The sequence below is a fragment of the Pseudomonas sp. H1_A03 genome, assembly GCF_054685145.1.
The window spans coordinates 5,930,422-5,957,287 of the sequence record NZ_CP162829.1; the positions used below are offsets into that span (position 1 = coordinate 5,930,422).

Annotated in this window: 29 protein-coding genes and 1 pseudogene; 4 read left to right on the forward strand and 26 right to left on the reverse strand. The window is 60.5% G+C overall.

What is annotated here, in order from left to right:
- Positions 1 to 107 precede the first annotated feature (107 nt).
- The 6 genes and pseudogenes from AB4O35_RS27390 to AB4O35_RS27415 all read right to left on the reverse strand — a co-directional run bounded on the left by AB4O35_RS27390 (position 108) and on the right by AB4O35_RS27415 (position 6,046).
- Entirely contained in the window at positions 108 to 911 is an 804-nt protein-coding gene (locus AB4O35_RS27390) for an IclR family transcriptional regulator (RefSeq protein ID WP_065946256.1), read from the reverse strand.
- 99 nt (positions 912 to 1,010) lie between these two features.
- The gene (araH, locus tag AB4O35_RS27395; RefSeq protein WP_065874020.1) at positions 1,011 to 1,976 is read right to left on the reverse strand and encodes an L-arabinose ABC transporter permease AraH; all 966 of its coding nucleotides are present in this window, start codon (positions 1,974 to 1,976) and stop codon (positions 1,011 to 1,013) included.
- Between the two features lie 17 nt (positions 1,977 to 1,993).
- Positions 1,994 to 3,494, reverse strand: a pseudogene (gene araG, locus AB4O35_RS27400) (L-arabinose ABC transporter ATP-binding protein AraG).
- On the reverse strand, positions 3,491 to 4,471 hold the full coding sequence (locus AB4O35_RS27405; RefSeq protein ID WP_049711944.1) for a substrate-binding domain-containing protein: 981 nt from the start codon (positions 4,469 to 4,471) through the stop codon (positions 3,491 to 3,493). Before AB4O35_RS27405 ends, araG begins: the two are co-directional and overlap by 4 nt.
- A 35-nt stretch (positions 4,472 to 4,506) precedes the next feature.
- Positions 4,507 to 5,328: an SDR family oxidoreductase gene (locus AB4O35_RS27410; protein WP_065946257.1), complete on the reverse strand. Its 822-nt coding sequence runs from the start codon at positions 5,326 to 5,328 to the stop codon at positions 4,507 to 4,509.
- A gap of 238 nt (positions 5,329 to 5,566) precedes the next feature.
- Positions 5,567 to 6,046 (reverse strand): GNAT family N-acetyltransferase, encoded by a 480-nt coding sequence (locus tag AB4O35_RS27415; protein WP_034099874.1) that lies wholly within the window; start codon positions 6,044 to 6,046, stop codon positions 5,567 to 5,569.
- Positions 6,047 to 6,233: 187 nt separating this feature from the next.
- Between AB4O35_RS27415 and AB4O35_RS27420 the strand changes: the two genes are divergently transcribed.
- The 3 genes from AB4O35_RS27420 to AB4O35_RS27430 all read left to right on the forward strand — a co-directional run bounded on the left by AB4O35_RS27420 (position 6,234) and on the right by AB4O35_RS27430 (position 8,166).
- Positions 6,234 to 7,430 carry an MFS transporter gene (locus AB4O35_RS27420; RefSeq protein WP_065873953.1) on the forward strand — a complete coding sequence of 399 codons (1,197 nt, stop codon included), beginning with the start codon at positions 6,234 to 6,236 and terminating at the stop codon, positions 7,428 to 7,430.
- An 85-nt stretch (positions 7,431 to 7,515) separates the two neighbouring features.
- A complete protein-coding gene (locus AB4O35_RS27425) occupies positions 7,516 to 7,848 on the forward strand; it encodes a hypothetical protein (RefSeq protein WP_065946258.1) in 333 nt (110 codons plus the stop codon).
- A gap of 51 nt (positions 7,849 to 7,899) precedes the next feature.
- Positions 7,900 to 8,166 carry a hypothetical protein gene (locus AB4O35_RS27430; protein ID WP_065873955.1) on the forward strand — a complete coding sequence of 89 codons (267 nt, stop codon included), beginning with the start codon at positions 7,900 to 7,902 and terminating at the stop codon, positions 8,164 to 8,166.
- Between the two features lie 65 nt (positions 8,167 to 8,231).
- Here AB4O35_RS27430 and AB4O35_RS27435 read toward each other — a convergent pair whose 3' ends face one another.
- The 20 genes from AB4O35_RS27435 to AB4O35_RS27530 form a co-directional block, all read right to left on the reverse strand.
- Positions 8,232 to 9,149: a PfkB family carbohydrate kinase gene (locus AB4O35_RS27435; protein WP_065946259.1), complete on the reverse strand. Its 918-nt coding sequence runs from the start codon at positions 9,147 to 9,149 to the stop codon at positions 8,232 to 8,234.
- On the reverse strand, positions 9,142 to 10,608 hold the full coding sequence (locus AB4O35_RS27440; protein ID WP_065909247.1) for a purine-cytosine permease family protein: 1,467 nt from the start codon (positions 10,606 to 10,608) through the stop codon (positions 9,142 to 9,144). The genes AB4O35_RS27435 and AB4O35_RS27440 overlap by 8 nt, the downstream gene beginning before the upstream one ends.
- Positions 10,609 to 10,800: 192 nt before the next feature.
- The gene (locus AB4O35_RS27445) at positions 10,801 to 11,802 is read right to left on the reverse strand and encodes an ADP-ribosylglycohydrolase family protein (RefSeq protein WP_065881314.1); all 1,002 of its coding nucleotides are present in this window, start codon (positions 11,800 to 11,802) and stop codon (positions 10,801 to 10,803) included.
- Entirely contained in the window at positions 11,799 to 12,512 is a 714-nt protein-coding gene (locus tag AB4O35_RS27450; RefSeq protein ID WP_065946260.1) for a GntR family transcriptional regulator, read from the reverse strand. The genes AB4O35_RS27445 and AB4O35_RS27450 overlap by 4 nt, the downstream gene beginning before the upstream one ends.
- A 70-nt stretch (positions 12,513 to 12,582) precedes the next feature.
- Entirely contained in the window at positions 12,583 to 13,143 is a 561-nt protein-coding gene (locus tag AB4O35_RS27455) for a DUF1285 domain-containing protein (RefSeq protein WP_065873960.1), read from the reverse strand.
- Between the two features lie 16 nt (positions 13,144 to 13,159).
- Positions 13,160 to 13,765 (reverse strand): DUF4823 domain-containing protein, encoded by a 606-nt coding sequence (locus tag AB4O35_RS27460; RefSeq protein ID WP_065873961.1) that lies wholly within the window; start codon positions 13,763 to 13,765, stop codon positions 13,160 to 13,162.
- A 204-nt stretch (positions 13,766 to 13,969) separates the two neighbouring features.
- Complete coding sequence (locus AB4O35_RS27465) at positions 13,970 to 14,938, reverse strand: GTP 3',8-cyclase MoaA (RefSeq protein WP_065946261.1); 969 nt, start codon at positions 14,936 to 14,938, stop codon at positions 13,970 to 13,972.
- Positions 14,939 to 15,053: 115 nt separating this feature from the next.
- Complete coding sequence (locus AB4O35_RS27470) at positions 15,054 to 15,707, reverse strand: TetR/AcrR family transcriptional regulator (protein WP_010208394.1); 654 nt, start codon at positions 15,705 to 15,707, stop codon at positions 15,054 to 15,056.
- 437 nt (positions 15,708 to 16,144) lie between these two features.
- Entirely contained in the window at positions 16,145 to 16,954 is an 810-nt protein-coding gene (locus tag AB4O35_RS27475; RefSeq protein ID WP_065881320.1) for a TatD family hydrolase, read from the reverse strand.
- 53 nt (positions 16,955 to 17,007) lie between these two features.
- Positions 17,008 to 17,997: a DNA polymerase III subunit delta' gene (locus AB4O35_RS27480; protein WP_065946262.1), complete on the reverse strand. Its 990-nt coding sequence runs from the start codon at positions 17,995 to 17,997 to the stop codon at positions 17,008 to 17,010.
- A complete protein-coding gene (gene tmk / locus AB4O35_RS27485) occupies positions 17,990 to 18,622 on the reverse strand; it encodes a dTMP kinase (RefSeq protein ID WP_065946263.1) in 633 nt (210 codons plus the stop codon). Before tmk ends, AB4O35_RS27480 begins: the two co-directional genes overlap by 8 nt.
- 19 nt (positions 18,623 to 18,641) lie before the next feature.
- Positions 18,642 to 19,775, reverse strand: coding sequence for an endolytic transglycosylase MltG (mltG, locus tag AB4O35_RS27490; RefSeq protein ID WP_065889843.1), 1,134 nt, complete (start codon positions 19,773 to 19,775; stop codon positions 18,642 to 18,644).
- A 1-nt stretch (position 19,776) separates the two neighbouring features.
- A complete protein-coding gene (gene pabC / locus AB4O35_RS27495; RefSeq protein ID WP_065889845.1) occupies positions 19,777 to 20,592 on the reverse strand; it encodes an aminodeoxychorismate lyase in 816 nt (271 codons plus the stop codon).
- Positions 20,592 to 21,836: a beta-ketoacyl-ACP synthase II gene (fabF, locus tag AB4O35_RS27500; RefSeq protein ID WP_034108354.1), complete on the reverse strand. Its 1,245-nt coding sequence runs from the start codon at positions 21,834 to 21,836 to the stop codon at positions 20,592 to 20,594. Before fabF ends, pabC begins: the two co-directional genes overlap by 1 nt.
- Before the next feature lie 128 nt (positions 21,837 to 21,964).
- The gene (gene acpP, locus AB4O35_RS27505; protein WP_003175607.1) at positions 21,965 to 22,201 is read right to left on the reverse strand and encodes an acyl carrier protein; all 237 of its coding nucleotides are present in this window, start codon (positions 22,199 to 22,201) and stop codon (positions 21,965 to 21,967) included.
- 191 nt (positions 22,202 to 22,392) lie between these two features.
- Entirely contained in the window at positions 22,393 to 23,136 is a 744-nt protein-coding gene (gene fabG, locus AB4O35_RS27510; RefSeq protein ID WP_034108356.1) for a 3-oxoacyl-ACP reductase FabG, read from the reverse strand.
- A gap of 31 nt (positions 23,137 to 23,167) precedes the next feature.
- A complete protein-coding gene (gene fabD / locus AB4O35_RS27515) occupies positions 23,168 to 24,106 on the reverse strand; it encodes an ACP S-malonyltransferase (RefSeq protein ID WP_065873968.1) in 939 nt (312 codons plus the stop codon).
- Positions 24,107 to 24,232: 126 nt separating this feature from the next.
- The gene (gene plsX / locus AB4O35_RS27520; RefSeq protein WP_083207179.1) at positions 24,233 to 25,243 is read right to left on the reverse strand and encodes a phosphate acyltransferase PlsX; all 1,011 of its coding nucleotides are present in this window, start codon (positions 25,241 to 25,243) and stop codon (positions 24,233 to 24,235) included.
- A 4-nt stretch (positions 25,244 to 25,247) separates the two neighbouring features.
- A complete protein-coding gene (rpmF, locus tag AB4O35_RS27525; RefSeq protein ID WP_008152339.1) occupies positions 25,248 to 25,430 on the reverse strand; it encodes a 50S ribosomal protein L32 in 183 nt (60 codons plus the stop codon).
- 13 nt (positions 25,431 to 25,443) lie between these two features.
- Positions 25,444 to 25,974 carry a YceD family protein gene (locus tag AB4O35_RS27530; RefSeq protein WP_049711923.1) on the reverse strand — a complete coding sequence of 177 codons (531 nt, stop codon included), beginning with the start codon at positions 25,972 to 25,974 and terminating at the stop codon, positions 25,444 to 25,446.
- Between the two features lie 105 nt (positions 25,975 to 26,079).
- On the opposite strand from AB4O35_RS27530, the gene AB4O35_RS27535 reads away from it, so the two are divergent.
- Entirely contained in the window at positions 26,080 to 26,658 is a 579-nt protein-coding gene (locus tag AB4O35_RS27535; protein ID WP_065946264.1) for a Maf family protein, read from the forward strand.
- Positions 26,659 to 26,866: the final 208 nt, after the last annotated feature.

Here is a 26,866-nt window from a genome sequence, read left to right on the forward strand (position 1 = left end):
GACGCTCGCCCGTAGCCGCTGTCGAGCCTTGGCGAGGCTGCGTCTGAGGTGTGTCAGGTACACCGCTGACGCAGCCTCGCTGGCGCTCGACAGCTGCTACGGGAGGGTCAGGTTTTGGCGCCCAATTCTGCGGAGAGGCGCGCTGCAACCTGTTTGATCACAGGAATCAGCTCGGCCATTTTTTCCAGCGGCATGTAGGGCACGGTACTGGCGATGCTGATGCCGGCGACGATTCGCCGGCTGGCATCGCGCACCGGTGCGGCCACGCAGCGGATCGACGGCTCGTTGTCTTCCAGGTCGAACGCATAACCGCCCACCACGTATTCACGCATGCGCTGCTCAAACTGCGCCCAGGATTGCTCCGGGTGCTGCGGCCATTGCAGGTTCTTGCCGCCCTCCGGCAAGCTGGCTTCGTAGAGACGCCGCCATTCCTCAGCCGAGTCATCCAGCAACATCGCCTTGCCAACCCCGGTCCGTGCCAGCGGCATGCGATGACCGACCCGCGAACGCATTTCCGGGCCGTAGCGGCCAGGGTTCTTGTGCAGGTAAAGCACGTCGTCGTATTCGCGAATAGCCAGGTGAATGGTGTCACCGGTCAGGGCCGACAGCTTGTCCAGATACGGGATGGCCAGGGTCACCAATGGCAACTCTTCCCGCGCCTGAAAACCCAATTCGATCAACTTCGGCCCCAGCAGGTAACCGACCTGGGGCACCACGCGCAGGTAACGCTCGTCCACCAGGCAACTGGCCAGGCGGTGGGTGGTGCTGCGGGTGGTGCCGATGCGCCGGGCGATCTCTTTCAGATCCCGCGCACCGGCCGCCACTGCTTGTACCACGCCCAGGCCACGCAGCAGGGTCTGGGTGCCGGTGGGGGCGGTATCTTTGGTGGGGGTGTGGGCGTTTTCCTGCATATCGGGCCTATTGGGAAGTACGAAAACGGCGCCATTATGGCAAATACCATCCTCCAGAGCAGAGGAGATCCCATATTTTGATCTTCACATGGCAGGACGTCAGCGTTGCTTCATGCGGTCGATGATGACGGCCAGCAACAGGATCGAGCCCCGGATCACATACTGGTAAAACGTGTCGATGTTCTTCAGGTTCATCGCATTCTCAATGATCGCCAGAATCAACACCCCGGCAATCACATGGCGGATCATGCCGATGCCGCCGCTCAACGACACCCCGCCCAGCACACAGGCAGAAATCACTGTCAGCTCAAAACCCTGGCCAATCATCGGCTGACCCGAGGTCATGCGCGACGCGAGAATCACCCCGGCCAAGGCGCCAATCAAACCATGCACGGCAAAGATGATGATCTTGGTCCGGTCAACGTTTACCCCCGCCAGCAACGCGGCTTCCTGGTTACCGCCGATAGCCATGGTGTTGCGCCCGTAGGTGGTGTAGTTGAGCAGCCAGCCGAAGAACATAAAGCACAGCACGGTGATGATGATCGGCACTGGCACACCCAGCAGTTGGCCGTTGCCGAAGACGAAGAAGTCTTCGTTCATCACGCCGACCGCCTTGCCGTTGGAGAAGATGTACGCCAGGCCGCGCACGATCTGCATGGTCGCCAACGTCGCGATCAACGCGTTGATGCGCAGCTTGGCGATGACGATGCCGTTGATCAGCCCTACCACCAGGCCCATGGCCAAGGCCGCCGATACGCCAAGGACCACGCTGTCGGTGTCACGAATCACAATGCCCGCGACCACGCCGGCACAGGCGATCACCGAGCCCACCGACAAGTCGAAGTGGCCCGACGCCAGGCAGAACAGCATGGTGCACGCCGCAATGCCCACCGTAGAAATCGCCAGGCCCAGCCCGCGCATGTTCAGCGGAGAAAGGAAGTTGTCGATAAACAGCGCGCTGAGCACAAAGATGCCGAGTGCTGCCAACAGCATCACCCAATCGTCCAGGAACTTACGCTGGTTGAAACCCGGCCAGAAGCCCTTTGCAGTTTTTATCTCAGACATCATTCACCTCGAAATCTTCAAGCCCGCGAACGCGGGAGAGCCAGTTGCAACAGCCGTGCTTCATCCGCCTGATCGCGGGCCACTTCGCCGGTCAGGGCGCCTTCACTCATCACCAGGATGCGGTCGGAAATCCCCATGACTTCCATCAGGTCGCTGGACACCACAATCACCGCGATGCCACTGGCCGCCAAGTTATGGATGATCTGGTAGATCTCCGATTTGGCGCCGATATCGATGCCCCGGGTCGGCTCATCCAGCAGCAGCACTTTCATCGGCATCGACAGCCAGCGGCCGAGAATGGCCTTCTGCTGATTGCCACCGGACAGGTACATGATTTTCTGTTCGGCGTTAGGCGTTTTGACCTTCATGGCCTTGATTTGCTGGTCGGCGTTGCGCGTTTCCCAGCCGTCGCGCAGCAGCCAGCCAAAGGCGGAATGGGCACCGCGTGCGCTGATATTGATGTTCTCGGCGACGCTGGACAGCGGAATGATGCCTTCCTTCTTGCGGTCTTCCGGGCACAGCAACACGCCGGCGGCGATGGCATCGCGCGGTGAGCGCAGTTGCAGTTTTTCGCCGCACAATTCCAGGTGCCCTGCGGTCGTACGCGTTAATCCGCTTAAAAGCCGAAACAGCTCGGTACGCCCTGCCCCCACCAGCCCGAACAGGCCGAGAATCTCGCCCTTGTGGACTTGGAAACTGACCGGCTCACGCAGCCCCTGGACCGAGCAGCCCCTGAACCTTGAGTGCCACTTCGCCGCGTTCACGCGCACGGTAGTCGTAGATATCCTGGATATCGCGACCGACCATGCAGGTCACCAACTGGTCGTGGGTCAGCGCGCTCATGTCATCAAAGGTGCGCACGTAGCGGCCGTCCTTGAACACCGTGACCGCGTTGCAGATGCGGAATACTTCTTCCATGCGGTGCGACACGTAGAGCACCACTTTGCCCTCATCGCGCAGCCGCGTGATGATCGCCATCAAGCGGTCGATCTCCCGCGCCGACAGGCTGCTGGTGGGTTCATCAAACGCGATCACATGCGCACCACGGGACAACGCCTTGGCGATTTCTACCAGTTGGCGCTGCCCCAGGGACAGGCGGCCGAGCTTTTCATCCGGGTCGATTTCATCCGCCAGCCCCTTGAGGCAAGCCAACGCCTGCTGGCGCAACTGGCGGCGGTTGACCACACCAAAGCGCGTCGGCAAATGCCCAAGGAACAGGTTCTCGGCCACGGTCATTTCCGGCACCAGATGCAGCTCCTGGTGGATCACCGCCACGCCGCTGGCGATGCTGTCGGCCGCGCACTTGAAGGCCATGGTCTGCTCGCCGATTTGCAGCGTGCCGCTGTTGGGGATGTAGGCACCACCGAGAATTTTCAGCAGCGTCGACTTGCCCGCGCCGTTCTCGCCCATCAGCGCGTGCACCTCGCGCGGCCGCGCTTCAAAGCTGATCTGCGCCAGGGCCTTGACCCCAGGAAACTCCTTGCCGATGCCGTTGAAGCGCAAGGCCGCGCCGGTCATTTCCACAGCCCGATTTTGGTCAGTTCTTCCTGGAAGTTGGCGCGGGTGATCAAGGTTACTTCGTCCATGGCGGTGTATTTCGCCGGTTCCTTGCCGGTGGTGACCCACTCGTACATCGCCAGCGCGGTGTTGTAGCCCTCAATGTGCGGGCTGGGCAGCATCGAGCCAAAGAAGCCGCTGTCGGCTTTCTTCAATTCGCCGATGGCGTCAGTGCCATTGATGCCGATGCCGATCACGTTGGCCGCCTTGAAGCCAGCGCTTTCGGTGGCGCGCACGCCGCCCAGTACGGTGTTGTCGTTCATGCCGCCGATGATCAGGTTTTTCGCGCCGCTGGGCAGCTTGACCAGGGCTGAGTTGGTGGCGTCCATGCTGCCGGGAACATCAAGGGTCTTGAGAGCAGCGGTCAGGATGTGGTCTTTGGGAATACCCGCCTCTTCAAGGGATTTGATCGAACCGTCGGTGCGTTTTTTGCCGGTGTCGAGTTCGTTATAGGTGTTGATCACAGCGTAGGTTTCCTTCCAGTCCCAGCCGCGTTTCTTCGCTTCGGCGGCCATGGCGGCGCCCTGCTTCTGGCCGACTTCAAAGGCGGCCATGCCCAGGTACGGCACGTCTTCCATGAAGTTGCCCTTGGCGTCGACAAAGCGATCATCCACCGCCATCACCTTCAAGCCGTTGACCTTGGCCTTGGCGACGATGGCCGGGCCCAGGGAGACGTCCGGCGGGCAGATCACAAAGCCCTTGGCGCCATTGGCGGCCAGGCTGTCGATGGCCGAGAGGGTTTTCTCGCCATCCGGTACGGCGATCTTGATCACGGTAAAACCGTGTTCCTTACCGGCTTTTTCGGCGAAGGCCCATTCGGTCTGGAACCAGGGTTCTTCAGCCTGCTTGACCAGAAAGCCGATCTTCACTTCCTCGGCAAGTGCCACGCCGCTGAACGCCATCGCAAGCGCTACTGCGCCTAGAGTCTTCTTGAACATGAGCTACCTCTTGTTGTTATTGAGCGCTGCAGGTTTTAGTCGTGGTACATCACAGACCGCCCGCCATCGATCATCAGGCAGGTGGCATTGATAAAGGGCGCCTCGTCGGTCGCCAGGAACAATGCAGTCATCGCCACCTCGATCGGCTGGCCGATGCGCTTGGGCGGGTGCAGGTCGAAGGCGCGCTGGCGCTCGGCGTGGGGGTCGGCGAAGCCGTTCCAGTAGTCGACGTTGAGCTGGGTTTCGATATAGCCCGGCGCGATGGCATTCACACGAATGCCCCTGGGCGCGTACTCGATGCCGAGGGCCCGCGTAAGGCCGAGCAGGCCGTGTTTGGCCACGGGGTAGGGAAAACAGCCGGGAATGATGTGGCTGGAATGGGTGGAGGCAATGTTGATGATGTTGCCGATGCCCTGCTCGATCATGTGCGGCAACACCGAGCGGCAGCCGTACCAGGCGCCGTCGAGGTCGATGGCGAAGCAACGGCGCCAGTCTTCGTCGGTCATTTCCAGCGGGTCGCGGAACACATTGACCCCGGCGCAGTTGACCAGCACATCCACGCGGCCGAAGCGCTCAAGGGTCAGATTGACCAGCGCCTGCCATTGATCTTTAGACGTAATGTCGACGGCTTGCGCATAGATGTCAGCCCCGCGTTCGCGCCAGTGGGCGGCGACTTGCTCGACTTTCTCACCCTGGATATCGGCGATGACCAGGCGCGCCTGCTGAGCCTGGAAACACGCGACGATGGCCTCGCCAATGCCTTGGGCGGCGCCAGTGATGATCACCACTTTGCCTTTGAGCCGCTCGCCATAGGTGGGCTCGGGCACGGCGGGGAGTGACAACGGTTGTGCCTGCATCGCTTCACCTGTTTTATTTTTGGTAGTGAGTGCTGATGCAGCCGACTATAAACCTATCATTTGAAATATCTCAATATATAAATTTGCATCCCATATAGTGAGAGCGACACAAAAATAATGTGGGAGCGGGCTTGCTCGCGAATGCGATGTGTCAGTCACCAAAAATGTCGACTGATCCACTGCATTCGCGAGCAAGCCCCGCTCCCACATTTTGATCTTCAGTGTTTACAGAAGGGTGCTAGCCGAGGGCGAAGTCTCGTAGTGCATCGCCTTCCATGCGATAGCGCACCCACTCTTCCTGCGGCTGCGCGCCGATGGATTTGTAGAAGGCAATCGCCGGCTCGTTCCAGTCCAGCACGCTCCACTCAAAGCGCCCGCAACCGTTATCAAAAGCAATCTTCGCCAAATGGCGCAGCAGCTTCTTGCCCGCCCCGCCGCCGCGTTGCTCCGGGTTGATGTAGAGGTCTTCCAGGTACAGGCAGTTGCTGCCCAACCACGTGGAATAGCTGAAGAAAAACACCGCGAACCCAATCGGCACGCCATCGCGTGAGCAGATCAGGCCGTGGGCGGTGGCGCCCTCGCTGAACAGGCTGCGCTCAATGTCCACCACGCTGGCGATCACTTCATGCCGGGCTTTTTCGTACTCAGCCAATTCAGTGATGAACGTCAGGATCTGCGCAGCATCGCTGGGCACGGCGGGGCGAATCTCGATGGTCATGGGCGAGCCTTGGCAATTTCAAAGCACACATACTAAGGCGCTTTCATGACTGATTGCAGTGCATTTTCACTGGGGCCGGGGCGCTTTACTCCGCTGTGGAGCAATGCGAGCACCATCAACCACAGAACAATCCGCGCAGGCAGACATGGTAAACAGACGGCACACTTCCACGATTCGAGACGTGCCCATGCCTGCGATGCCCTCGGTGAGCGCGAAAACCTTCGCGCTGTTCTGCCTTGCCAGTTTCCTGCTGTCGCTGTCCTACGGCTCGACGTTTTTGCTGTCGCTGTTGATTCATTCACGCGGCGGCAATGAGCACGATGCCGGTAGCGTGATCTCTACGGCAATGCTCAGTACCTTCGTGGCGGTGGTGCTTTCCGGGCATTTGGCGGATGCGTTGGGTGCGGCGCGTGCGATTGCGGGGACGGGCATATTGCTGGTGGTGGCCTGCCTGGGTTTTGCGCTGGTGCCGGGGTTTGGTCAAGGCTTGATGCTTTTTGGGCTGTCACTGGGGCTGGGCTGGGGTGTGTTCTACACGTTGGGACCGATCATCGTGACGTTGCTGGTGGAGCCTCACCATCGAGCCAAGTACTTTGCGCTGCTGTCGGGCAGCATGTTGAGCGGCATCGGCGCGGGCCCTCTGCTCGGGCGCGCCGCCAGCGCGCTGGAGCTGCCACTGACAACCGCATTCTATATCGCCGGGTTGGCCAGCCTGGCAGGTGTCGTGATGTTCTGGCGCATGGGCGCACAGCTCAAGCATCACACCCACGTCCCCACGGCAAAGATTTCCTGGGGTGCCAGCCGTCGAGTGCTGTCTTCCAAAGCGGTGTTCGCCATCCTGATGGTCGGCCTGGGGGGTTGCGTATTTGGCGGGCTTTCATCGTTCCAGACCAGCTACGCCGCCGCCCATGGGCTGGATTATTCGCTGTTCTTCGCGGGTTTCCTGAGTGCGGCAATCACCAGTCGCCTGTTGATCGCCGGCTTTGTGGTCAAGCGTGATGCCTACCGGGCGGCCTGCGTGTTATCCGGGATCATGCTCGGGTCGATCGCGCTGTTTGCCTTTGGCGTGAGCGGAAACCTCAGCTATTTGCTGGCAGCGGCGTTGTTGGGGGTCGGGTACGGACTGACATATTCCGTGATCAACGGGCTGGTGGCCCATGAGGCGCCATCCGGCATGACGTCCCAGGCGTTGCTGCTGTTCAGCCTGGCATATTTTGTCGGAGTCTTCGGGTTTCCGTGGTTGGCGGGCAAGCTCATCGTCGACTACGGCTTGTCGGCGCTGATGATGAGCGTGCTGGGGGTGGCCACCTGCAATTGGTTAATCAGCGTCGCGCGATTGGCCTGGCGTCGAGTCTCGTCACACAAAATCTTACAGGTCACTTGATACCGTTCGTCGCCATCAAGGCACGATCAGGAAACGTCCACTGACCAATAGAGGGTAAGGACATTAATCATATGGAGACACCCTCATGAAGAATTCCACGTTTGCTGCCCTCGCGCTCACCAGCCTGCTGTCGGCAGTGTCCCTGAGCAGTTTTGCCGCCACATCGTCGACCGGCACCACCACGCCTGACGCGACCAGCGAGTCGCAGAAATCCATGGGCACTGGCCTGGATACCAATGGCGGCGCGGTCATCGACAATACCAATGGCGCTGACCCGCACACCAAAGGCCACGACGCCGAACGCCAGGCGCCTGCCGCCGTCGGCAACGGCAAAATGGGCCCATCCGTGAATGAGCCGAAGATCAATAAAGGTGATGATTCGAACCTGCCAGGCGCGCCGAAACAACCTGCGCCATAAACAGCGAATCGCTCTACAGACACCCGATCATTTCCCAGTGAAGAGGTATGCATGAACGTCGATAAAGACCTTGAAAAAGAAGTCCTCACCCGCCTGCTGCACGCTCACCCTCAAGGGTTGGGCAAGGAAGTGCTGGATAACTACCGCGGAGAAAAAGTGGTCGCCAGTGCCTTGGCATTTCTGCAGGATCGCGGGCTTATCAAGGATGGGCATGTGACCACCGATGATGCCGGGGAGTATTCGTTGAATCTGCCGATCAAGCTGACGGCGTCAGGGGTGGATGAGGCGCGGAAGCTGGAAAGTCAGACCGCCCAGTAATGTAGGGCACACCGCAAAACACTGTGGGAGCCGGGCTTGCCCGACTCCTACAATTTTGATTGGGTTTATTCAGTGAGCAGGGCATTGACCTCAGCGGTGCCAGGTGAGGTTGCTGGTCCCCAGCGTGTCACCGCCAGCGCCGCTGCCGCATTCGCCCGCTGCGCCGCTTCAGCGGGTGTAAGACCGTTCGCCAACCCCGCGATAAACACCCCCGCATGGGCATCCCCCGCGCCATTGCTGTCCAGCGCCTTCACCTTGAAGCCCGACACATGGTCGGCCTGGCCTTGTCGGCTGACCCAGCAACCATTCGGTCCATCACGCACCACCAACAATGCGGTCTCGGGCAGATGGTGCCTCAAGTCGCCCAGTGCATCCGCCAACGTACCCGTCCCCGTAAACGCCAGCGCCTCCGGGCCATTGCTGGTCCAGATATCGATACGCGGCAGCAGGGCCACCATCAGAGCAGAATCGGGTGCCTTGACCAGCGGGCCCGGGTCGAACACGACGGTGATGTGACGGGGCAGCGCCAGCAGCCAGTCGACCAACACCTGGGCCTTGCCTTCCAGCAACAGGCTGTAACCGCTGACATAAACGTAATCGTCCGATTGGGGCACCACGCCCGCCAAATCCTCGGCGCTCAAATCACCTTCCGCGCCGATATGGGAAATGAACGTGCGCTCGGTGCTGGCCTCGGTCAGCGAAACGCATAGCCCCGTGTCTTTATCCGTGCTGGGCGCCTGGGCGATTTCCACACCTTCGGCCAGCATCGCTGCGCGGGCCAGGTCGCCAAAGCGCCCGTTGCCGTGGCGCCCCAGATAGATCACCGACAGCCCATTGCGCTTGGCCGCGGCCATCACATTGAAGCCCCCGCCGGTTTCGAAGCTGGCCGATTTTGCCAGCACGTCGCCGCCGGATGCGGGCAAGGTATCGAGGGCCATGACCAGGTCGACGATGACTTGGCCGGTGTGCAGCAATCTAGACATTGGGGCTCTCTACCAAAGCCGGGCGACGGTCAGCCGCGCCGCCCAGTAGCGCATAAATCCCGCCGGCCACCAGGAAGGTGACGATCCAGCCCAAGCCGTTATGGCCCAGCCACGAGTCGGACAACGGCCCGGCGAACCAGGTGTTTTCGGCGGTGGTGCCAATGGTGGTGAAGCTGAAGCCCAACACAATCGCGAGGGCCCAGGCGCCGAATGCGCGCCACTCCACACCGCCGCGATACCAATAGGCGCTGCTTGGGCTCACGTCCAGCAAGTCCGTGGGGCTGTAGTAGTGACGGTGGATCAGGTCGACCACGAAAATACCGACCCAGGCCGTAATCGGCACCGCCAGCAACGAGATGAACGTGATAAATGGGCCATAGAAACTGTCGGCGATCAGCATGAAGTAAATCGAACCGGCGAAGATTGCCACGATGTCGACGATCACCGCGTGCACACGCTTGACCTTCAAACCGAGGGTCAAGGTGGTGAGGCCTGCCGAATACACCGACAGGTTGTTGGAGAGCAGCAGCCCGCCGAACGCCGTGATCAGGTACGGGACCGCCATCCAGGTCGGCAGCATGTCGCGGATCGCGATGATCGGGTCAGTGGCCGACGCCAAGTCGTTATTGCCCACCGACAGCAGGCCGCCGAGGGTGATCAGCAACACCAGCGGGATGCCCGCACCAAACGCGGCAGATGCCACCAGGCGCGCAGCTTTTACACTGCGGTGCTGGTAGCGCGACATGTCGGCGCCGGCATTGGCCCAGCCGATACCGGTGCCCGCGGCCATGGTGCCGACGCCAATGATCATCGCGCTGAGCGGTGCCGGCGTGGCATTGAACACTGCGCTCCAATCGATAGTGGCGCAAAGGAAGCCGCCGACCAGAATGTTCAAGGCGCCGAACACGTAGGTGGCCCACTTCTGGATCACCAGCAGGGTGGCGTGTCCGAGGCCGGATACGGCCAGGGTCAGCAGCACGAAGATCGCGATGAATATCAGGGTGAGTACCGGTGCGCTTTTCGCTTCCACCGCAGAACCGAACAGGATCGAACTCAACGACAGCAGCACAAAGGCCGCTGTGGTGGTGTTGACGGTTTCCCAGCCCAGGCGTGACATCAGCGACACCAGCGTTGGGCCGATATTGCCGCGCACGCCAAAGATGGCGCGGGACAGCGTCAAGCTGGGCGCGCGGCCACGCCGACCGGCGATGGAGATGATGCCTACCACGGCAAAGGAACCGGCAGCGCCGAGGATCGCCACGATGATTGCCTGCCAGATCGCCAGGCCGCGAAACGCCACCAGCGTCGCGCCAAGCGGTAAGCCAAGAATGCTGATGTTGGCCGCAAACCACACCCAGAACAGTTGCAGCGGGTGCCCGTTACACTCGCTTTCCGGGACCGGTTCGATACCACGTGTTTCCAATTGCCCAGCGCTCTGGCCGGAAGAGGTGCTGCTCATGAGGGACGCTCCTGGTGCCTGTATTGTTGTAATTGTGGCAAAGAATCCAATCTCTAAGCCGGTCATCCTGACTCAACGCAATCAGTGTGGGAGCTGGCTTGCCTGCGATAGCGGTCAACCCGTTAGTGCATCAATGGCTGGCACACCGTCATCGCAGGCAAGCCAGCGCCCACATTTTTTGCTCTGCGGTGTTCAGCGCAATGTGAGCAGCCCTTGAACCAACGGCTGCAAATCCAGGCCGTTGACCTGCTTGACCTGATCGATCATTGCCTCAGGCCAGCACTGCATGCCCAGGCATGCGCCCAACATGGCACCCAGAATCGCGGCGATGGTGTCGGTGTCGCCGCCAAGGCTGGCGGCCAGGCACAGGGCCTCGAAGGCATTCATCTCGCCCACCGCCACTTGCTGGGCCAAAGCAAAGGACACCACCACCGACTCCTGTGAGGCCACGGAGGTGCCAATCAACTCATACAGCAGGTCGGCGAACAGGACCTTGTCACCGCTGTCGACGCTCAACGTCCGCGCCCAACTGATGCGCGTGGAAATACGTCCGCCGGCAATCCAGTGGCCATGGTTTTCGGCTTGTTGGGCGATTTGCATACCGATATTGAGTGCCTCACCCAAATCCACGCCGTTAATGCCAGCCGACACCACCGCCGCTACCGCCGCTGCACTGGAGATACCCAGGGTGGTGTTATGGGTGACCTGGCAGGCCTGGATCACCGCCTGGATGAAGTGCGCCGGGTCGCTGACATCCGCGGCGATCCCCACCGGCGTGATGCGCATCGCGGCGCCGTTGGTGGTGCCATAGCGCCCGGACTCTTCCGGCGTGTGGCCGGCGAGGATCATGTCGATCGCGCGCTTGGTCGATGGGCCGAGTAAATCCTGCGAGCCCTTGGCACGCATGACTGCCTCCCAGTCGATCAGGCGCTGGGCGAGCACGGTGGGTTCAATCGTGCCCTGGCCTTCCACCAGCAATTCGCCCACCAGGATCGCCTGCTCGGTGTCATCGGTGATGGAGCCGGCGGGCATGTTTGGCGCGATGGGCTGGTCGGCATCGGCATCTTCCAGGCCGGTGATAGCACCGAAGCGCGCCCGGACTTGTTCGCGGCTCAAGGATTGGGTGGGCATGCCCAGGGCATCGCCCAAGGCCAGGCCGTAGAAGGCGCCGAGGGCGCGAGTGTGCGGGGTCATTTCGAATGTCCAAACTGCAGGTGCAGACGAAAGTGCAGAGGATCGAGCCAGCTTTCGACGTACTCCATGAAGCGCTCACGACGATCGTAGGTCGTGCGCGACGCCTTGAGAAACACCATGCCTGCAGGGCGACCAAGCAACTCGGCGTCTGCATCGCTGAGGGGCTCGGCACCGATCCACTGGTCACCTTCGGCCCCGACATACCCGTAGGCTGCCAGGGTGATGGTCAGGGAATCATCGATCAGGCCCACGTCAGGCAGGCTCTCCAGGCCTCCGGAGGCTGGCATCAGCGAGCGCTCCAGGGACACGGCGGTGCCGTCGGTAGTGCGGCGGCGCCGGTCGAGGGCGATGAATTGGTCACTGCCGAAACGGTTGAACAGGTCCGGGCGAGTCACCGCTTCCAGGCGCAGGATATCGGTGCTCACCCGCGCGCCGGTGTCGGCCAGGGCTTGGGCCCAACCGCTATGTTGGTCGAGCACCATGCCGTCAAAGGTGACGATGGAACCGACGCCGCTCTGGGTCGCGATGTAATTGCGCCGTTTGAGTTCAGCCAGGGCTTCGCGCAGGGTGCCGCGACTGACCGCAAACTCCTCGGCCAATTGGTGCTCACCCGGCAACAGAAAACCGTCGACCATCACTCCGCCCTCGATACGGCGGATTAGCTCGTCGACGACGCGTTTTTTCTTATCAAATCGAACATGTCTAATCATGTACAAATTGATAACCGAAACCGGTTATTTACAGCAAGCGAATTATTTCAGGAACGTGAAAAAACGGGCCCTAAGGTTCCAGCCCAATACGGAAAAACTCCCCAGCGCTCCAGACACCAAGCCAGTTCTGACCGTTGATCGGACGGCTCACCGCCAGCTCCACCAATTGGTAGAACGCGTTTCGATGCACCAAGGCTTCAAGGTTGGTGCGCACCCGAATGTAGGGCGCGGGCTCCTGGGTGAGCGGATCGATCACCACGCGCAACGGATGTTCAAGACCGGCTTCGACCTGCTCATCCACGTTGGTGGTAAAACGCAATACCTGGCTTTCGCCCTGCCCTTCGACTTCCAGGGTCACGGCGACAAACGGCGCATCGTCGACGGTGATGCCGACTTTTTCCACGGGAGTGATCAGGAAGTAATCATCGCCATCGCGGCGGATGATGTTGGAGAACAGCTTGACCATCGGCTTACGCCCGATCGGCGTACCCTGATAGAACCAGGTGCCGTCGCGGGCGATGCGCATGTCGATGTTGCCGCAGAAATCCGGGTTCCACAGATGCACCGGCGCCGGTCCCTTGCCTTTGGGCAGTTGGGCCAACAGATCGTTGGCCTTGGCGGAATCGGTCATGGGCTTCTCCTGGTGCTTATTGATCACTCATCCCAAGCAGGCCGCGGGCGTACTGCGCCAGGGGGCGGGCAATCAAGTCTTCTGGCTTATTGTCGTGGAACGTCAGTAAACCGCCACGACTGCGAATACGTGCAGTATCAATCAAATACTGGGTGCTGGTCTCGATCAACATGATCTGGATGACACCGTTGTCCAGGCCAACACGATCAAGGGCCTGCTGATCAGCCCACTCGTCGGCATTGCCGATACGGTCATCCGCTGCCGCAAATCGGCAGTACAACAGGTAGTGAGCGCCGGCTGCACGGGCTTCGGACATTGCCTGCTCCAAACCTTCCGGTTGGCGGGCGCGGCGGACCATGGGGAAGTATTCGACGAAGCCGTTGAAGGCTTCCTCTGCCACCACGTTAGGACGCGGGTAGGCACTGCCCGGCGGCACAAAGGCACCCTGGGCGATAAAGATGAAGGAGTCCGGCTGCACACGAATCGAGGCCGTGCGACGGGTGTCACTGTGGTCGAGCAAGCCGGCATCGCTCATCTGATAGCGGGTGCCTTCGGCCATATCGCTGACGGTCATGCAACCACTCAGCGTCAACGACGCCAGCAACAAAACCAGACTACGCATCCTAATCCTCCAGAAGCCGGTGACGGAAAACCGGCGAATGGGCGTGAGATGCAGATTCTGCGCCAGCTTGACGACAACACATAGCAAATGTGGGAGCTGGCTTGCCTGCGATGGCGGTCTGTCAGTGGCCTGATTGGGTGACTGACATTCCCCTATCGCAGGCAAGCCAGCTCCCACAGTGGCGGTATGCCGGATTGAAATTGATCAGCCGCCAATAATCTTCATGATGGTGGCACCGCCGGAGAACGCCACTTCCTGTTTATCCCCCAACGCCTTCATCAACAGACCTTGCAGCGCAGGCAGCGCTTGATGGCGCGGCTTGTCCAGCAGGTCGCCGACATAGTGACGGTTGCTCGACGACAGGCAGCCATGCAACCAGCCCGTGGACGACAACCGCAGCCGTGAACAGGTACGGCAGAACGGCACACTCTCGTTGGCAATCACGCCAAAGAAACCCTTGCCCGGTACTTCGTAGCGTACGGCGGTGGCGTCCACGGGGGCATTGGCTTGCAGGTATTCATACCATTCGCCGATCAGGCTCAGCAGTTGCTGCAAGCTGACAAATTGCTGCAGGAACGCGTTGGAGTCCTTGGCCAGGTGGCCCATGCGCATCAGCTCGATAAAGCGCAACTCGTAGCCGCGCTCCAGGCAGTAATCGAGCAGCGGCATCACTTGGTCGAGGTTCTGGCCGCGCAACGGCACCATGTTGACCTTGATCTTGATCCCGGCAGCGCGGGCCTGGTCCATGCCATCGAGCACGGTGGCCAAGTCACCGCCACGGGCGATGCTGCGGAAGGCGTCCGCATCCAGGGTGTCGAGGGAGACATTGATGCGCTTGATCCCGGCCTCCACCAGCAACGGCAGTTTGCGCGCCAGCAGTTGGCCGTTGGTCGTCAAACTGATGTCACTGAGGCCCATCTGCCCCACTGCGCCCATGAAGGCTTCCAGCTTGGGGCTGACCAGCGGCTCTCCGCCGGTAATGCGCAGGCGGTCGATGCCGGCCGCCTCAATAAGATAAGCCACGCCGCGCGCCATCGCCTCGGCCGAGAGTTCGTCCTGGGCAGCCACCAGCCGCTTGCCGTTAGGCACGCAGTAGGTACACGCGTAATTGCAGGCTGAGGTCAGGCTGATCCGCAAATTGCGAAAACGCCTGCCTTGACGATCAACGATCATGGATCACTCCGGCAGAGGATGATTCGGGCGCGCTAAAAGCTGACTGATAAATCAGCTTTTAGCAAGAGTCCATGCCTGAGTATATTCCTGGGGTACTGCGCGTGGCAGCAAATCATTACGTGGCGGGCGTTTCAGCCGGTGGCTGCTCGGCGCTGTGCTTGCGCTTGTTGCCCATGCGCACGCCGATATCCATCAGGAACTGGAAAAAACCTTCCTGATCTTCCAGCACATTGCTCCAGAACGGCGAGTGATACAGCGCGACAGCACCGTGTACCAAGGCCCAGGCGGCGCAATAGTGGAAATACGGCGGCACGTCTTCCAGCTTGCCTTCGCTGATGCGACCCTTGATCAGCAGCGTCAGGCGCTCGAAGTTCGAGGCGCGGATCTTGTGCAACTCCTCGACCATTTCCGGCACTTGATGGCCCTTGACCACCTTCTCTTCCAGACGGTCGAACAGGCGGTAGCGCTGCGGATCGCGCATGCGGAACTCGAAGTAGGCGCGGGACAGCGCTTCCTTGTCCTTGTCCACATCGGCCGAGTGCAACAGCTCGTTCAAATCACGCTCGTAGTCGAGCATCAGGCGCAGGTAAATCTCGGCCTTGGACTTGAAGTGCTTGTAGATCGTGCCTTTGCCGATACCCACGGCATCCGCAATCATCTCGACGGTGACGCTGTCTTCACCCTGTTCGAGGAACAACTTCAATGCGGTGTCGAGAATTTCCTGCTCACGGCGGCGAAACTCACGGACCTTACGGGGTTCTTTGTGCATGAGAAAGAGGTCTGCAGAGGTCGAAATAGGGAGGGTTGCGCAGGGCCACGGATACGTGGCGATACGATTTACCCAGTGCGAGGGATTATCCCGACTGAACGGTCGTTGGGCAATGTCTATGTGAACCCGTAATGCACTTTACTTTCAGCGCACCAACGTTTGCATTGATTTCAGTCAGAAATAATACGCAACAACTGCCCCTGTACACCTGCTTGATGAGAACTCAAGCGAAGCGCGCGTATTCCAAATCTGTTTAAAAAACGACCAGTCGCGACTGGACTGAATCGGATACTGATCAATACTTGAACTGTCGGCGTGACATCTCCCCCAAGTGACGCGTCGACCTGGGTACCAACGGACCGCGTGCCCTTGTTTTACTCCTAATGGTCTTAGCCCGGATTCACCCCCCCAGAACCCGGGTTTTTTTTGCCTGCGATTTAGTTATCTACACAATGCTGTAGTGAGCCGGCCACGTGAGCCAGCGGGAACAGGCGCTTGAAGTTCTCGGTGGTCTGTTCGGCAAAGCGCTCGTAGGATTCGCCGCGCAGCATCGCCAGGTAATCCGCCACATCGCGCACATACTCCGGCAGGTTTGGCTTGCCGCGATGTGGGATGGGCGCCAGGTAAGGCGAGTCGGTTTCCACCAGCAGGCGATCGGCCGGGACTTGGCGCGCGACGTCGCGCAGGGCGTCAGCATTGCGGAAGGTAACGATGCCCGACAGGGAAATGTAGAACCCGAGGTCCAGGGCCGCCTTGGCCATGTCCCAGTCTTCGGTAAAACAGTGCAACACGCCAGCCTGGGGCAGCGCGGCTTCGCGCAGCAGGGCCAGGGTGTCGGCACGGGCGCCACGGGTGTGGACGATCACTGGTTTACCGGTCTGTTGGGCAGCCTGCAGGTGCAAACGGAAGGAGGCTTGCTGCAACTCGGCGGCTTCGGGCTCGTAGTGATAATCCAGGCCGGTTTCACCGATGGCCACAACGCGCGGGTGATTGAGCTCGCCCAGCAGCCAGTCGAGGGCCGGGGCTTCGCCGGGCTTGAGGTCCAGCGGATGGATCCCCACCGAACAATCCACATCGGCATACCGATCAGCCAGGGCTTTGACGTCGGCAGCATTTTCAGCGCTGACGCCGATGCACAGGAAGTGCCCTACTCCGCGCTGGCGTGCCGCTTCGAGCGCGGCGTCAAGAGAGCCGCCGTGCTGGGCAAGGTCAAGGCGATCAAGGTGGCAATGGGAATCTACGAGCATAAGAGTTAAGTCACTGAAAGTGTTTGACCAACGATACCCGTCAGCCAGGGAAATTAACGCCGGCCAAGCAAACCGACCCACTGCACCAGCAGCGCTTCAAGCAACAGCACACGGTTGAGGTTGGCTTTGCCGAGCACCTTCTGACGCTGGGCGAGGATCCAGTCCTGGATCGTCAGCACTTTGTCCTGAGCACTTTTTTGCGCCAGGTACTGCACCACTTTGCGCATGTCCGGCAGGCCCAGGCCGTTTTCATCCTGGGTCAGCTGGTAGCGCAAGATCAGGCTCGACCAATCGCAGAACCAATCGAACAGCAATAGCAGGGGAACGTCCTTCCAGGCGGTTTCAGCCAACTGGGTGGCGGACACTTCCTGCTTGATCAGTTTCTTTACGCCCTCCACCACCAGTGCACGTTGCTCACGCACGCCTTGGGCTTGCAGCTTCACCGCGGCCAATGGCGAGCCCGCTGCCAGTGTCAGCAACTCGCCCCGTTCTTCCTGACTGCACTGCGGCAACGCCTGCGCCAGCCACTCAAGACTCAGGGCCTCGCTCGGCAGCGGGCACGCCTGCTGCACGCAGCGGCTGCGGATGGTCGGCAGCAAACGGCTCGACTGGTGGCTGACCAGCAACAACACGGTATCGCCAGATGGCTCTTCCAGGCTCTTGAGCAAGGCGTTGGCGGCGTTGACGTTCATCGCCTCCACCGGCTCGATCAACACCACCTTGCGCCCGCCCATCTGCGCGGTTTGTACTACGAAGCTGACGAGGTCACGGACTTGGTCGACCTTGATCGCCTTGTCGGCTTCCTCGGGCTCCAGCACGTAGTTGTCGGGATGGCTGCCGGCCTTGAGCAACAGGCAGGATTTGCACTCGCCACAGGCTTCCAGGTCGACCGGGCGCTGGCACAGCAGCCTGGCCATGAGTCGCTCGGCCAAGTCTCGCTTACCGATACCTACCGGCCCATGCAACAGGTAGGCATGGGCGTGGTGAGCACGGCCGGCCAATTGTTGCCACAGGCTGGCCTGCCACGGATAGGCTTCAGCCACGGGCGCGCTCCAGCAGTGTTGGCAACAGCGCGTCGATGGCTTGCTGCACCTGGGCCAGCGGTTGGGCCGCGTCCAGCAGGTAATAACGCGTAGGCTCGGCCGCAGCACGTTTGAGGAACGCAGTACGGACCGCGTCGAAGAAGGCCTGGCCTTCCAGCTCAAAACGGTCCAGGCGACCACGGGCACTGGCGCGGGCCAAGCCCACTTCCACCGGCAGGTCGAACACCAGGGTCAGGTCAGGGCGCAGCTCGCCTTGGACGAAGGTTTCCAGAGTGGCGATGCGCTCCAGGCACAAGCCCCGACCGCCACCCTGGTAGGCATAGGTGGAATCGGTAAACCGGTCGCAGATCACTACGGCACCGCGCGCCAGAGCCGGGCGAATCACCTCGGCCAAGTGCTGGGCGCGCGCGGCGAACACTAGCAGCAGCTCGGTGTCCGGGTTCATCTGCTCTTCACCCGGAGCGAGCAGCACCTCACGGATGCGCTCGGCCAACGGCGTGCCGCCGGGCTCACGGGTCAACACCACCTCGATGCCTTGGGTGCGCAAGCACTCGGCCAGGTAATCGCGGTTAGTGCTTTTGCCGGCGCCCTCGGGGCCTTCCAGGGTAATAAACAAGCCAGTCACAGGCAGTCCTTAGTCAGAATTATTGCGGGCTTGGCGGCGCAGTGGTGTCCGGCGCAGGCTCGGCCGGTTTATCAGCTGGCACATCCGCCGGTGGCGTTGCGTCTTCCGCAGGCTTCACCACCGGTGCCGGACTGGAGCGGTAATCGGCGCGGCGTTTGAGTTGAAACTCGCGCACGGCGGCATTATGCGCATCCAGGTCATCGGAGAAAATATGGCTGCCATCGCCCCGTGCGACGAAATACAGGCTGCTGCCCGGCACCGGATTCAGCGCGGCATGGATCGCCTCGCGGCCGACCATCGCGATAGGCGTCGGCGGCAGACCGGCAATCATGTAGGTGTTGTAAGGGTTGGCTTCCTTGAGATGAGCGCGGGTCAACTTGCCGTTGTAGCGCTCGCCCAGGCCGTAGATCACCGTCGGGTCGGTCTGCAACAGCATGCCGATCTTCAAGCGACGCACAAATACCCCGGCGATCTGCCCACGCTCCTCAGGTACGCCGGTCTCTTTCTCCACCAGGGAAGCCATGATCAGCGCTTGATAAGGGTCAGTGTATGGCGCATCGGCGGCGCGCTTGCTCCACTCCTGAGCGAGTACATCGTCCAGGCGGTTGTAGGCTTTTTTCAGGAATTCGACGTCGGTCATGCCACGCACGAAGCGGTAGGTATCGGGGAAGAACCGCCCCTCGGGGAACACGCCAGGGTGGCCGAGTTTATCCATGACTTCGCTGTCAGTGAGGCCCGAAAGGCTCTGCACGATCTTTTCATGCTTGGCTAAGGCCGAGCGCACCTGGCGGAAGTTCCAGCCTTCGACCAGGGTCAGGCTGTATTGAACCACTTCGCCACGCTGCCAGAGGCCGATCAAGCCCTGCGCCGTCATGCCAGGCGTCATGCGGTATTCGCCGCTGTGCAGTGGCTGGCCGTCGAGGTTGAAGCGCCAGTACAGGCGCAACCAGAACGCGCCGTCGAGCACGCCATCGGCTTCCAGGCGATTGAAGGTACCGGTCGGGGTCGCCCCTGCCGGTACATCGAGCAATTGCTCCTGGGTCAGGTTCAAAGGCTGCTTCAAGGCAGCATCGAACTTCCAGGCCGAATAGCCCAACAGCAAAGCCGCCGAGAACAGACCGACCAGCAGCAGTACAACCAGTTTTCGTATCAACTCAAATTTCCAATAGCGCGCGAACAATGCCCTGCAGTTTACGGGTGAGCGGGCCAACCGACCAGCTCATCGCAGCGTACCCGCGCACAGGCCAAATGCCATAAACGCTGTTGCACACAAAGACTTCGTCAGCCTGCTGCAACTGCACGAGGCTGATGTCGGCCACGGCCACCGGGGTGCCCAGCGCTTGAGCCTGGGCCAGAATCTCGGCGCGCATCACGCCGGCAACGCCGCAACGCGTCAGATCAGCGGTTAGTAACAAGCCGTTGCGCACAAGGAACAGGTTGCTGAATACGCCTTCGATGACACGCCCAGACATGTCCAGCATCAAACCTTCAGCGTGCTCGGCATCCTGCCATTCGGCACGGGCGATCACCTGCTCAAGGCGATTCAGGTGTTTGAGGCCGGCCAGCAGTGGCTGCTCGGCCAACCGGGTGGCACACGGAAACAGGCGGATGCCGTCGGCTCCATGGGCGAGGGGATAAGTAGCGGGCGGGTTGCCCTGCAAGATACGGCGCACTGGCGCGCCAGGGTTGATGCCATAGCCACGCAGACTGTCGCCACGGGTAAGGATCAACTTGAGGACACCGTCGCCAAGGGCGGCGGCATAGGCCAGCACTTCGTTGCGGATCAAAGGCTGATCTGCAACCAAAGCGAGGCGCCTGCAACCCTCATCGAGGCGTTGCAGGTGACGGTCGAGCAGCACCGGCTGCCCGGCCCTGACGGCGATGGTTTCGAACAGCCCGTCGCCATACGCCAGGCCGCGATCTTTCAGGGGCACGTTATCCGCTGGCTGACCGTCGACCCAGCTGTGCATCACTCGGCGAACCGGCGGAACACCAGGGACCCGTTAGTGCCACCAAAACCGAACGAGTTGGAGATCACCACGTCGATCGGCATCGGCTGCGCTTCGTGAGGCACGAAGTTCAGGTCGCAGCCTTCGTCCGGCTCATCAAGGTTGATGGTCGGGGGAGCGACCTGATCCTTGATGGCCATCACGCTGAAGATCGCTTCAACCGCACCCGCCGCGCCCAACAAGTGGCCGGTCATGGACTTGGTGGAGCTGACCGCCAGCTTGTAGGCATGCTCGCCGAACACCGACTTGATGGCTTCAGCTTCCGCCAAATCGCCAGTCGGCGTCGACGTGCCATGGGCATTGATGTACTGCACCTGGTCCGGGTTGACCTTCGCATCGCGAAGGGCGTTTGTGATGCAACGCGCAGCGCCGGCACCGTCGGAGGGTGGCGAGGTCATGTGGTAAGCGTCGCCGCTCATGCCAAAGCCGATCAGCTCGGCATAGATGGTCGCGCCACGCGCCTTGGCGTGTTCCAACTCTTCCAGCACCAGGGCACCGGCGCCGTCGGACAGGACGAAACCATCACGGCCTTTGTCCCACGGGCGACTGGCGCGGGTGGGCTCGTCGTTGCGGGTCGACAGTGCACGGGACGCACCGAAGCCGCCCATGCCAAGGCCACAGGCCGCCATCTCGGCGCCGCCAGCGATCATCACGTCGGCTTCGTCATAGGCGATGTTGCGCGCCGCCATGCCGATGCAGTGCGTGCCGGTGGTGCACGCCGTAGCGATGGCGTAGTTAGGCCCCTGTGCGCCCAAGTGGATGGACAGGAAACCGGAAATCATGTTGATGATCGAGCCCGGCACGAAGAACGGTGAAATTCGACGGGGCCCGGAATCGTGCAACGTGCGGCTGGTTTCTTCGATATTGGTCAAACCACCAATACCCGAACCCATGGCCACGCCGATGCGGTCACGGTTGGCGTCGGTGACTTCCAGGCCGGCGTTCCGCACTGCCTGAAAACCGGCTGCCAGGCCGTATTGAATGAACAGGTCGAGTTTGCGAGATTCTTTGACCGAGAGATATTCCTCGACATTGAAGCCCTTGACCGAGCCGCCAAAACGGGTGGAATAGGCAGAAAGGTCCGTGTGTTCGATCAGACCAATACCACTGTGGCCAGCCAGAATGCCCTGCCAACTGCTCGGCACATCCGTGCCCAGTGGCGACAACATACCCATACCGGTGACTACGACGCGTCTACGCGACACAGCACTCTCCTTTTTCTAATGACGACACTTTTGCTTCAGCGCTCACATTTCGTCAGGGCTAAAGAAAAAACCGCACGCCGTTACAGCAGTGCGGTTTTTCCCTGAAAGCAAGCGACGACTACAAACTATTACGCCTGGTGGCTAGTAACGTAGTCGATAGCAGCTTGAACAGTAGTGATTTTTTCAGCTTCTTCGTCCGGGATTTCGGTCTCGAATTCCTCTTCCAGAGCCATCACCAGCTCAACGGTGTCAAGGGAATCGGCACCCAGGTCTTCTACGAAGGAAGCAGTGTTGACCACTTCTTCTTCCTTAACGCCCAGTTGCTCGGCGACGATTTTCTTGACGCGCTCTTCGATGGTGCTCATACCTTGTTTAACTCCTAATGGACAAATTCAGGCAGCTGGCCAGTGGGTAAGTGTATAGAAAGCCATTTCAGCTTTTCAACTGAAAGCTTCACCCAGTACCCGGTCGGCCACCCGCCTATAAATTAAGTTGCAGCTTTATAACGGATTTTAGACAGCTCGTATGACATTTTTTTGAAGCGATCCGTCACAATTTAACTCATGTACATCCCGCCGTTCACCGGGATTGTAGCCCCAGTCACGTATGCCGCACCGTCGGATGCCAGGAAAGTGACCACATTCGCGATCTCTTGAGCCTGGCCCAGACGGCCCAGCGGAATCTGCGTCAGCAAGGCTTCACGCTGTGCTTCCGGCAACTCGCGGGTCATATCGGTGTCGATGAACCCTGGAGCCACCGAGTTGACCGTAATCGACCGCGAGCCGACTTCACGTGCCAATGCACGGCTGAAACCTTCCAGACCGGCCTTGGCGGACGCGTAGTTTACTTGGCCTGCGTTGCCCATGGCACCCACTACGGAGCCAATATTGATAATTCGGCCCCAACGCGCCTTGGTCATGCCACGCAAAACGCCCTTGGACAGGCGAAACAGACTGTTCAAGTTGGTATCGACCACGTCGTACCACTCGTCGTCTTTCATGCGCATCATCAGGTTATCGCGGGTGATGCCGGCGTTGTTTACCAGAATCGCCGGCGCGCCAAACTGCGCGGTGATCTCGGCCAGCACGGCGGCCACTGACTCATCGCTGGTCACGTTCAGCTCAAGGCCGGTGCCTTGCACGCCGTTTTCCTTCAGGGTCGCGGCGATACGCTCGGCGCCCGAGGCGGACGTGGCAGTGCCGATCACAATGGCGCCCTGACGGCCCAGCTCCAGGGCGATAGCCTGGCCAATGCCACGGCTTGCGCCGGTAACCAGTGCAACTTTACCTTGCAGACTCATGCAGGCTTCTCCTAAGTTCGGAAATTGAGGGTCAGACCAGGGCTGCGCGAGCGGCAGCAAAGGCGTCAGGTGTATTGAGGTTGGCCGTCGAGACGCCGTCGGCGCAGCGCTTGTTCAGGCCGGCGAGGACTTTGCCCGGGCCGCACTCAACCAGCTCGGTGGCGCCATTGGCCGCCAGGGTCTGGACCGATTCAACCCAGCGCACGGGCTTGTAGAGCTGCTCGAGCAGGTCGCGCTTGAGGGTGTCGAGGTCGGCCGCCACGGCGGCGCTGACGTTCTGTACCAGCGGGATCTGCGGTGCCTGCCAGTTGATGGCAGCGATGGACTCGGCAAAACGCTCGGCCGCCGGGCGCATCAATTCGCAATGGGACGGTACGCTGACCGGCAACGGCAAGGCACGCTTGGCGCCACGGGCCTTGCAGATTTCGATTGCGCGCTCAACGGCAGCCTTGGCACCCGCGATGACCACTTGGCCAGGGGAGTTGAAGTTAACGGCGCTGACCACGTCGCCCTGGGCCGCTTCGGCGCAGGCTTCGATCACCACGGCGTCGTCCAGGCCCAGGATAGCGGCCATGCCGCCCTGCCCTGCCGGAACGGCTTCTTGCATCAGCTGCCCACGACGCTCGACCAGCTTGACCGCTTCAGCCAGGGTCAAGCTGCCCGCCGCCACCAAGGCGCTGTATTCGCCAAGGCTGTGACCGGCGACGAATGCTGGACGCGCGCCGCCTTCCGCCAGCCACAAGCGCCACAGGGCGATCGAAGCGGTCAGGATGGCCGGCTGGGTTTTATCGGTTTGATTGAGTTGCTCTTCCGGCCCCTGCTGGGTCAGTGCCCACAGGTCGTAACCCAGGGCGTCGGAAGCTTCCTTAAAGGTGTCCAGGATCAACGGGTATTGCGCGCCCAGTTCGGCCAACATGCCGAGGGACTGCGAACCCTGCCCTGGAAAGACGAATGCGAGGGATGTAGACATGTAACAAGCCCCTAATGATCTGGTCGTCAAAAATGCGCACGCCTACGGTGGGAGCGCACGAAACTGACAGATTGGATGGTCAATTGAACTGGCCGGTCACATTTAAGCATTCCCGGGCCGATTCGCCTAAGGCAACAGATCCTCAAGACGGCCGTGCAAGCGTTGCGGCAGGTTCTCCTGGATCTCGATCACGGCCCGCGCAATAGCACTTTGAAAGCCCTCGACGCCAGCCGAGCCATGGCTTTTTACCACAATGCCCTGCAACCCCAGAAAACTTGCGCCGTTATGCCGCGCCGGGGCCAGGTCAGCCTGCAAGCGGCGCATCAACGGCAGCGCCAGGGCGCCGACCAGGCGCGACGCCAGGTTCTGCTTGAATAACGCCTCGATACGCGTGGCGATCATGGTCGCCAGGCCTTCGCTGGACTTGAGCAGGATATTGCCGACGAACCCGTCGCACACCACCACGTCCGCCTCGCCACGGTACAAACCATCACCCTCGACGAATCCGATGTAGTTCAAGCCGCGCGCGCTTTGCAGCAAGGTGGCGGCGAGCTTGACCTGCTGGTTGCCCTTGATGTCTTCGGTGCCGATATTCAGCAACGCCACCCGCGGCCGGGCCACGCCCAGCGCTTCGGCGGCCACCGAGCCCATCACGGCAAACTGCAACAGGTGCTCGGCACTGCAATCGACATTCGCACCCAGGTCCAGCAACTGGCAGTAACCTTTCTGCGTCGGAATCGCCGCCACCATCGCCGGGCGATCAATGCCCGGCAATGTCTTGAGCACATGCCGCGACAACGCCATCAAGGCCCCCGTGTTGCCGGCACTGACACAGGCTTGCACCTTGCCATCACGCAGCAGCTCCAGGGCCACCCGCATCGAAGAATCGGGCTTGCCACGCAGGGCTGCCGCCGGTTTTTCATCCATACCAATGGTTTCGCTGGCCGGCGTAATCGTCAGGCGCGCGCGATCCACCGCCGGATGGCTGACAATCAGTTCTTCAAGAAGGGAGGGTTGACCAACGAGGGTCAGGTGCAGCGAGGGTGTGGCAGACAGGCTGGCAATGCAGGCCTGAACAATGCTGCGGGGACCGAAGTCCCCGCCCATTGCGTCTATCGCGATGACTAGAGCAGACAAGTGATTACTCGTCAGCGCCCTTGTCGATCACTTTACGACCACGGTATACGCCTTCTGGCGATACGTGGTGACGCAGGTGAATTTCACCGGTGGTTTTTTCTACAGACAGAGTGCTCGCCGTCAGGGCATCGTGCGAACGACGCATGTCACGGGCAGAGCGGGATTTTTTGTTCTGCTGAACAGCCATAATTGATTAACTCCTAAACGTTTGGGTCACGCTTTAACTGCGCCAATACACTGAACGGGTTGGACCGCGTTACCTCGTCCTCGCTCGGTTCGGACTCGTCGCCGAGGTCCGCCGGCTGCTGGCATTCTTCCGGATGATGAGCAGGCACAATGGGCAAGGCGAGCAGAAGCTCCTCCTCGATCAGTGCATGCAGATCCAATGGATCTTCGCCCAGTTCCAGCACGTCATAACCTTTCGGCAACGACTGGGTATTCGCACCCTCTTTCACCACAGCATAACTGCATTCGCTGTGGATCGGCAGGGTGACCAGCTCAAGACAACGCTGGCAAACCATTTTGACTTCGGTGTCGATAACGCTGTGAATTACCACAGATTTACGTTCATCTCGTTCAAAAACGAATTTAGCCTGCACCGTACCGACAGTGTCGGAAAGCGGGTCGCAGAGTCTCTCCAAATTGGCCAACAGCAACTCACCTTGAAGGGAAGTGCCACGATCAGCCAGTTTGCGCGGGTCAACGTGAGGTGGAATCGGGTCATTCAACATAGGCGCAGCATTATAGGGATGCACCGGGCCATGTCAAAGGAAATTCAGCCCTGTGCGTCAGCCGGTCACGCGCTAGAATCTGCCACTGCCTTTGAGGAGTCGCCCATGCTGCCTTTATTACTCGCATCCAGCTCGGTTTATCGCCGGGAATTGCTGAGCCGCCTGCACTTGCCGTTCATCTGCAACTCGCCGGATATCGATGAAAGCCATCGCGCAAATGAGTCCGCCATTGAGCTGGTCAAGCGCCTGGCCGAAGAGAAGGCCCGCGCGCTAGCGGCCAGCCATCCAGGGCATTTGATTATCGGCTCTGATCAGGTTGCCGCGCTGGAAGGCCGGATCATCGGCAAGCCTCACACCTTTGAAAACGCGCGCGAGCAATTATTAGCCGCCAGCGGCAAGCGCGTCAGCTTTCTCACCGGCCTGGCGCTGCTGAACAGCGAGACAGGGCACTGCCAAGTCGACTGCGTACCTTTTACCGTGCACATGCGTGAGCTGGACGTTGAGCGTGTTGAGCGCTATCTGCGGATTGAGCAGCCGTATGACTGCGCAGGCAGCTTCAAGGCTGAGGGGCTGGGCGTGAGCCTGTTTCAGAGCACCGAAGGGCCAGACGCGACCAGCCTGATAGGCCTACCGCTGATTCGCCTGGTGGACATGCTGCTGGCTGAAGGCGTGCAAATCCCTTAATTCCACCACCAAACTACTGTGGGAGCTGGCTTGCCTGCGATAGCGGTGGTCCAGCCACTATAAATGTCGACTGGCCAACCGCTATCGCGGGCAAGCCCGCTTGTGTCTTGAACCAGGCTTAAACTGAAGGTGAGAGCGGTGAGTGACAAGCTGAATGCCCGAAGTGCTTAAAGCACGTGTGGGAGCCCATGCTGTCACTCACCTCTCC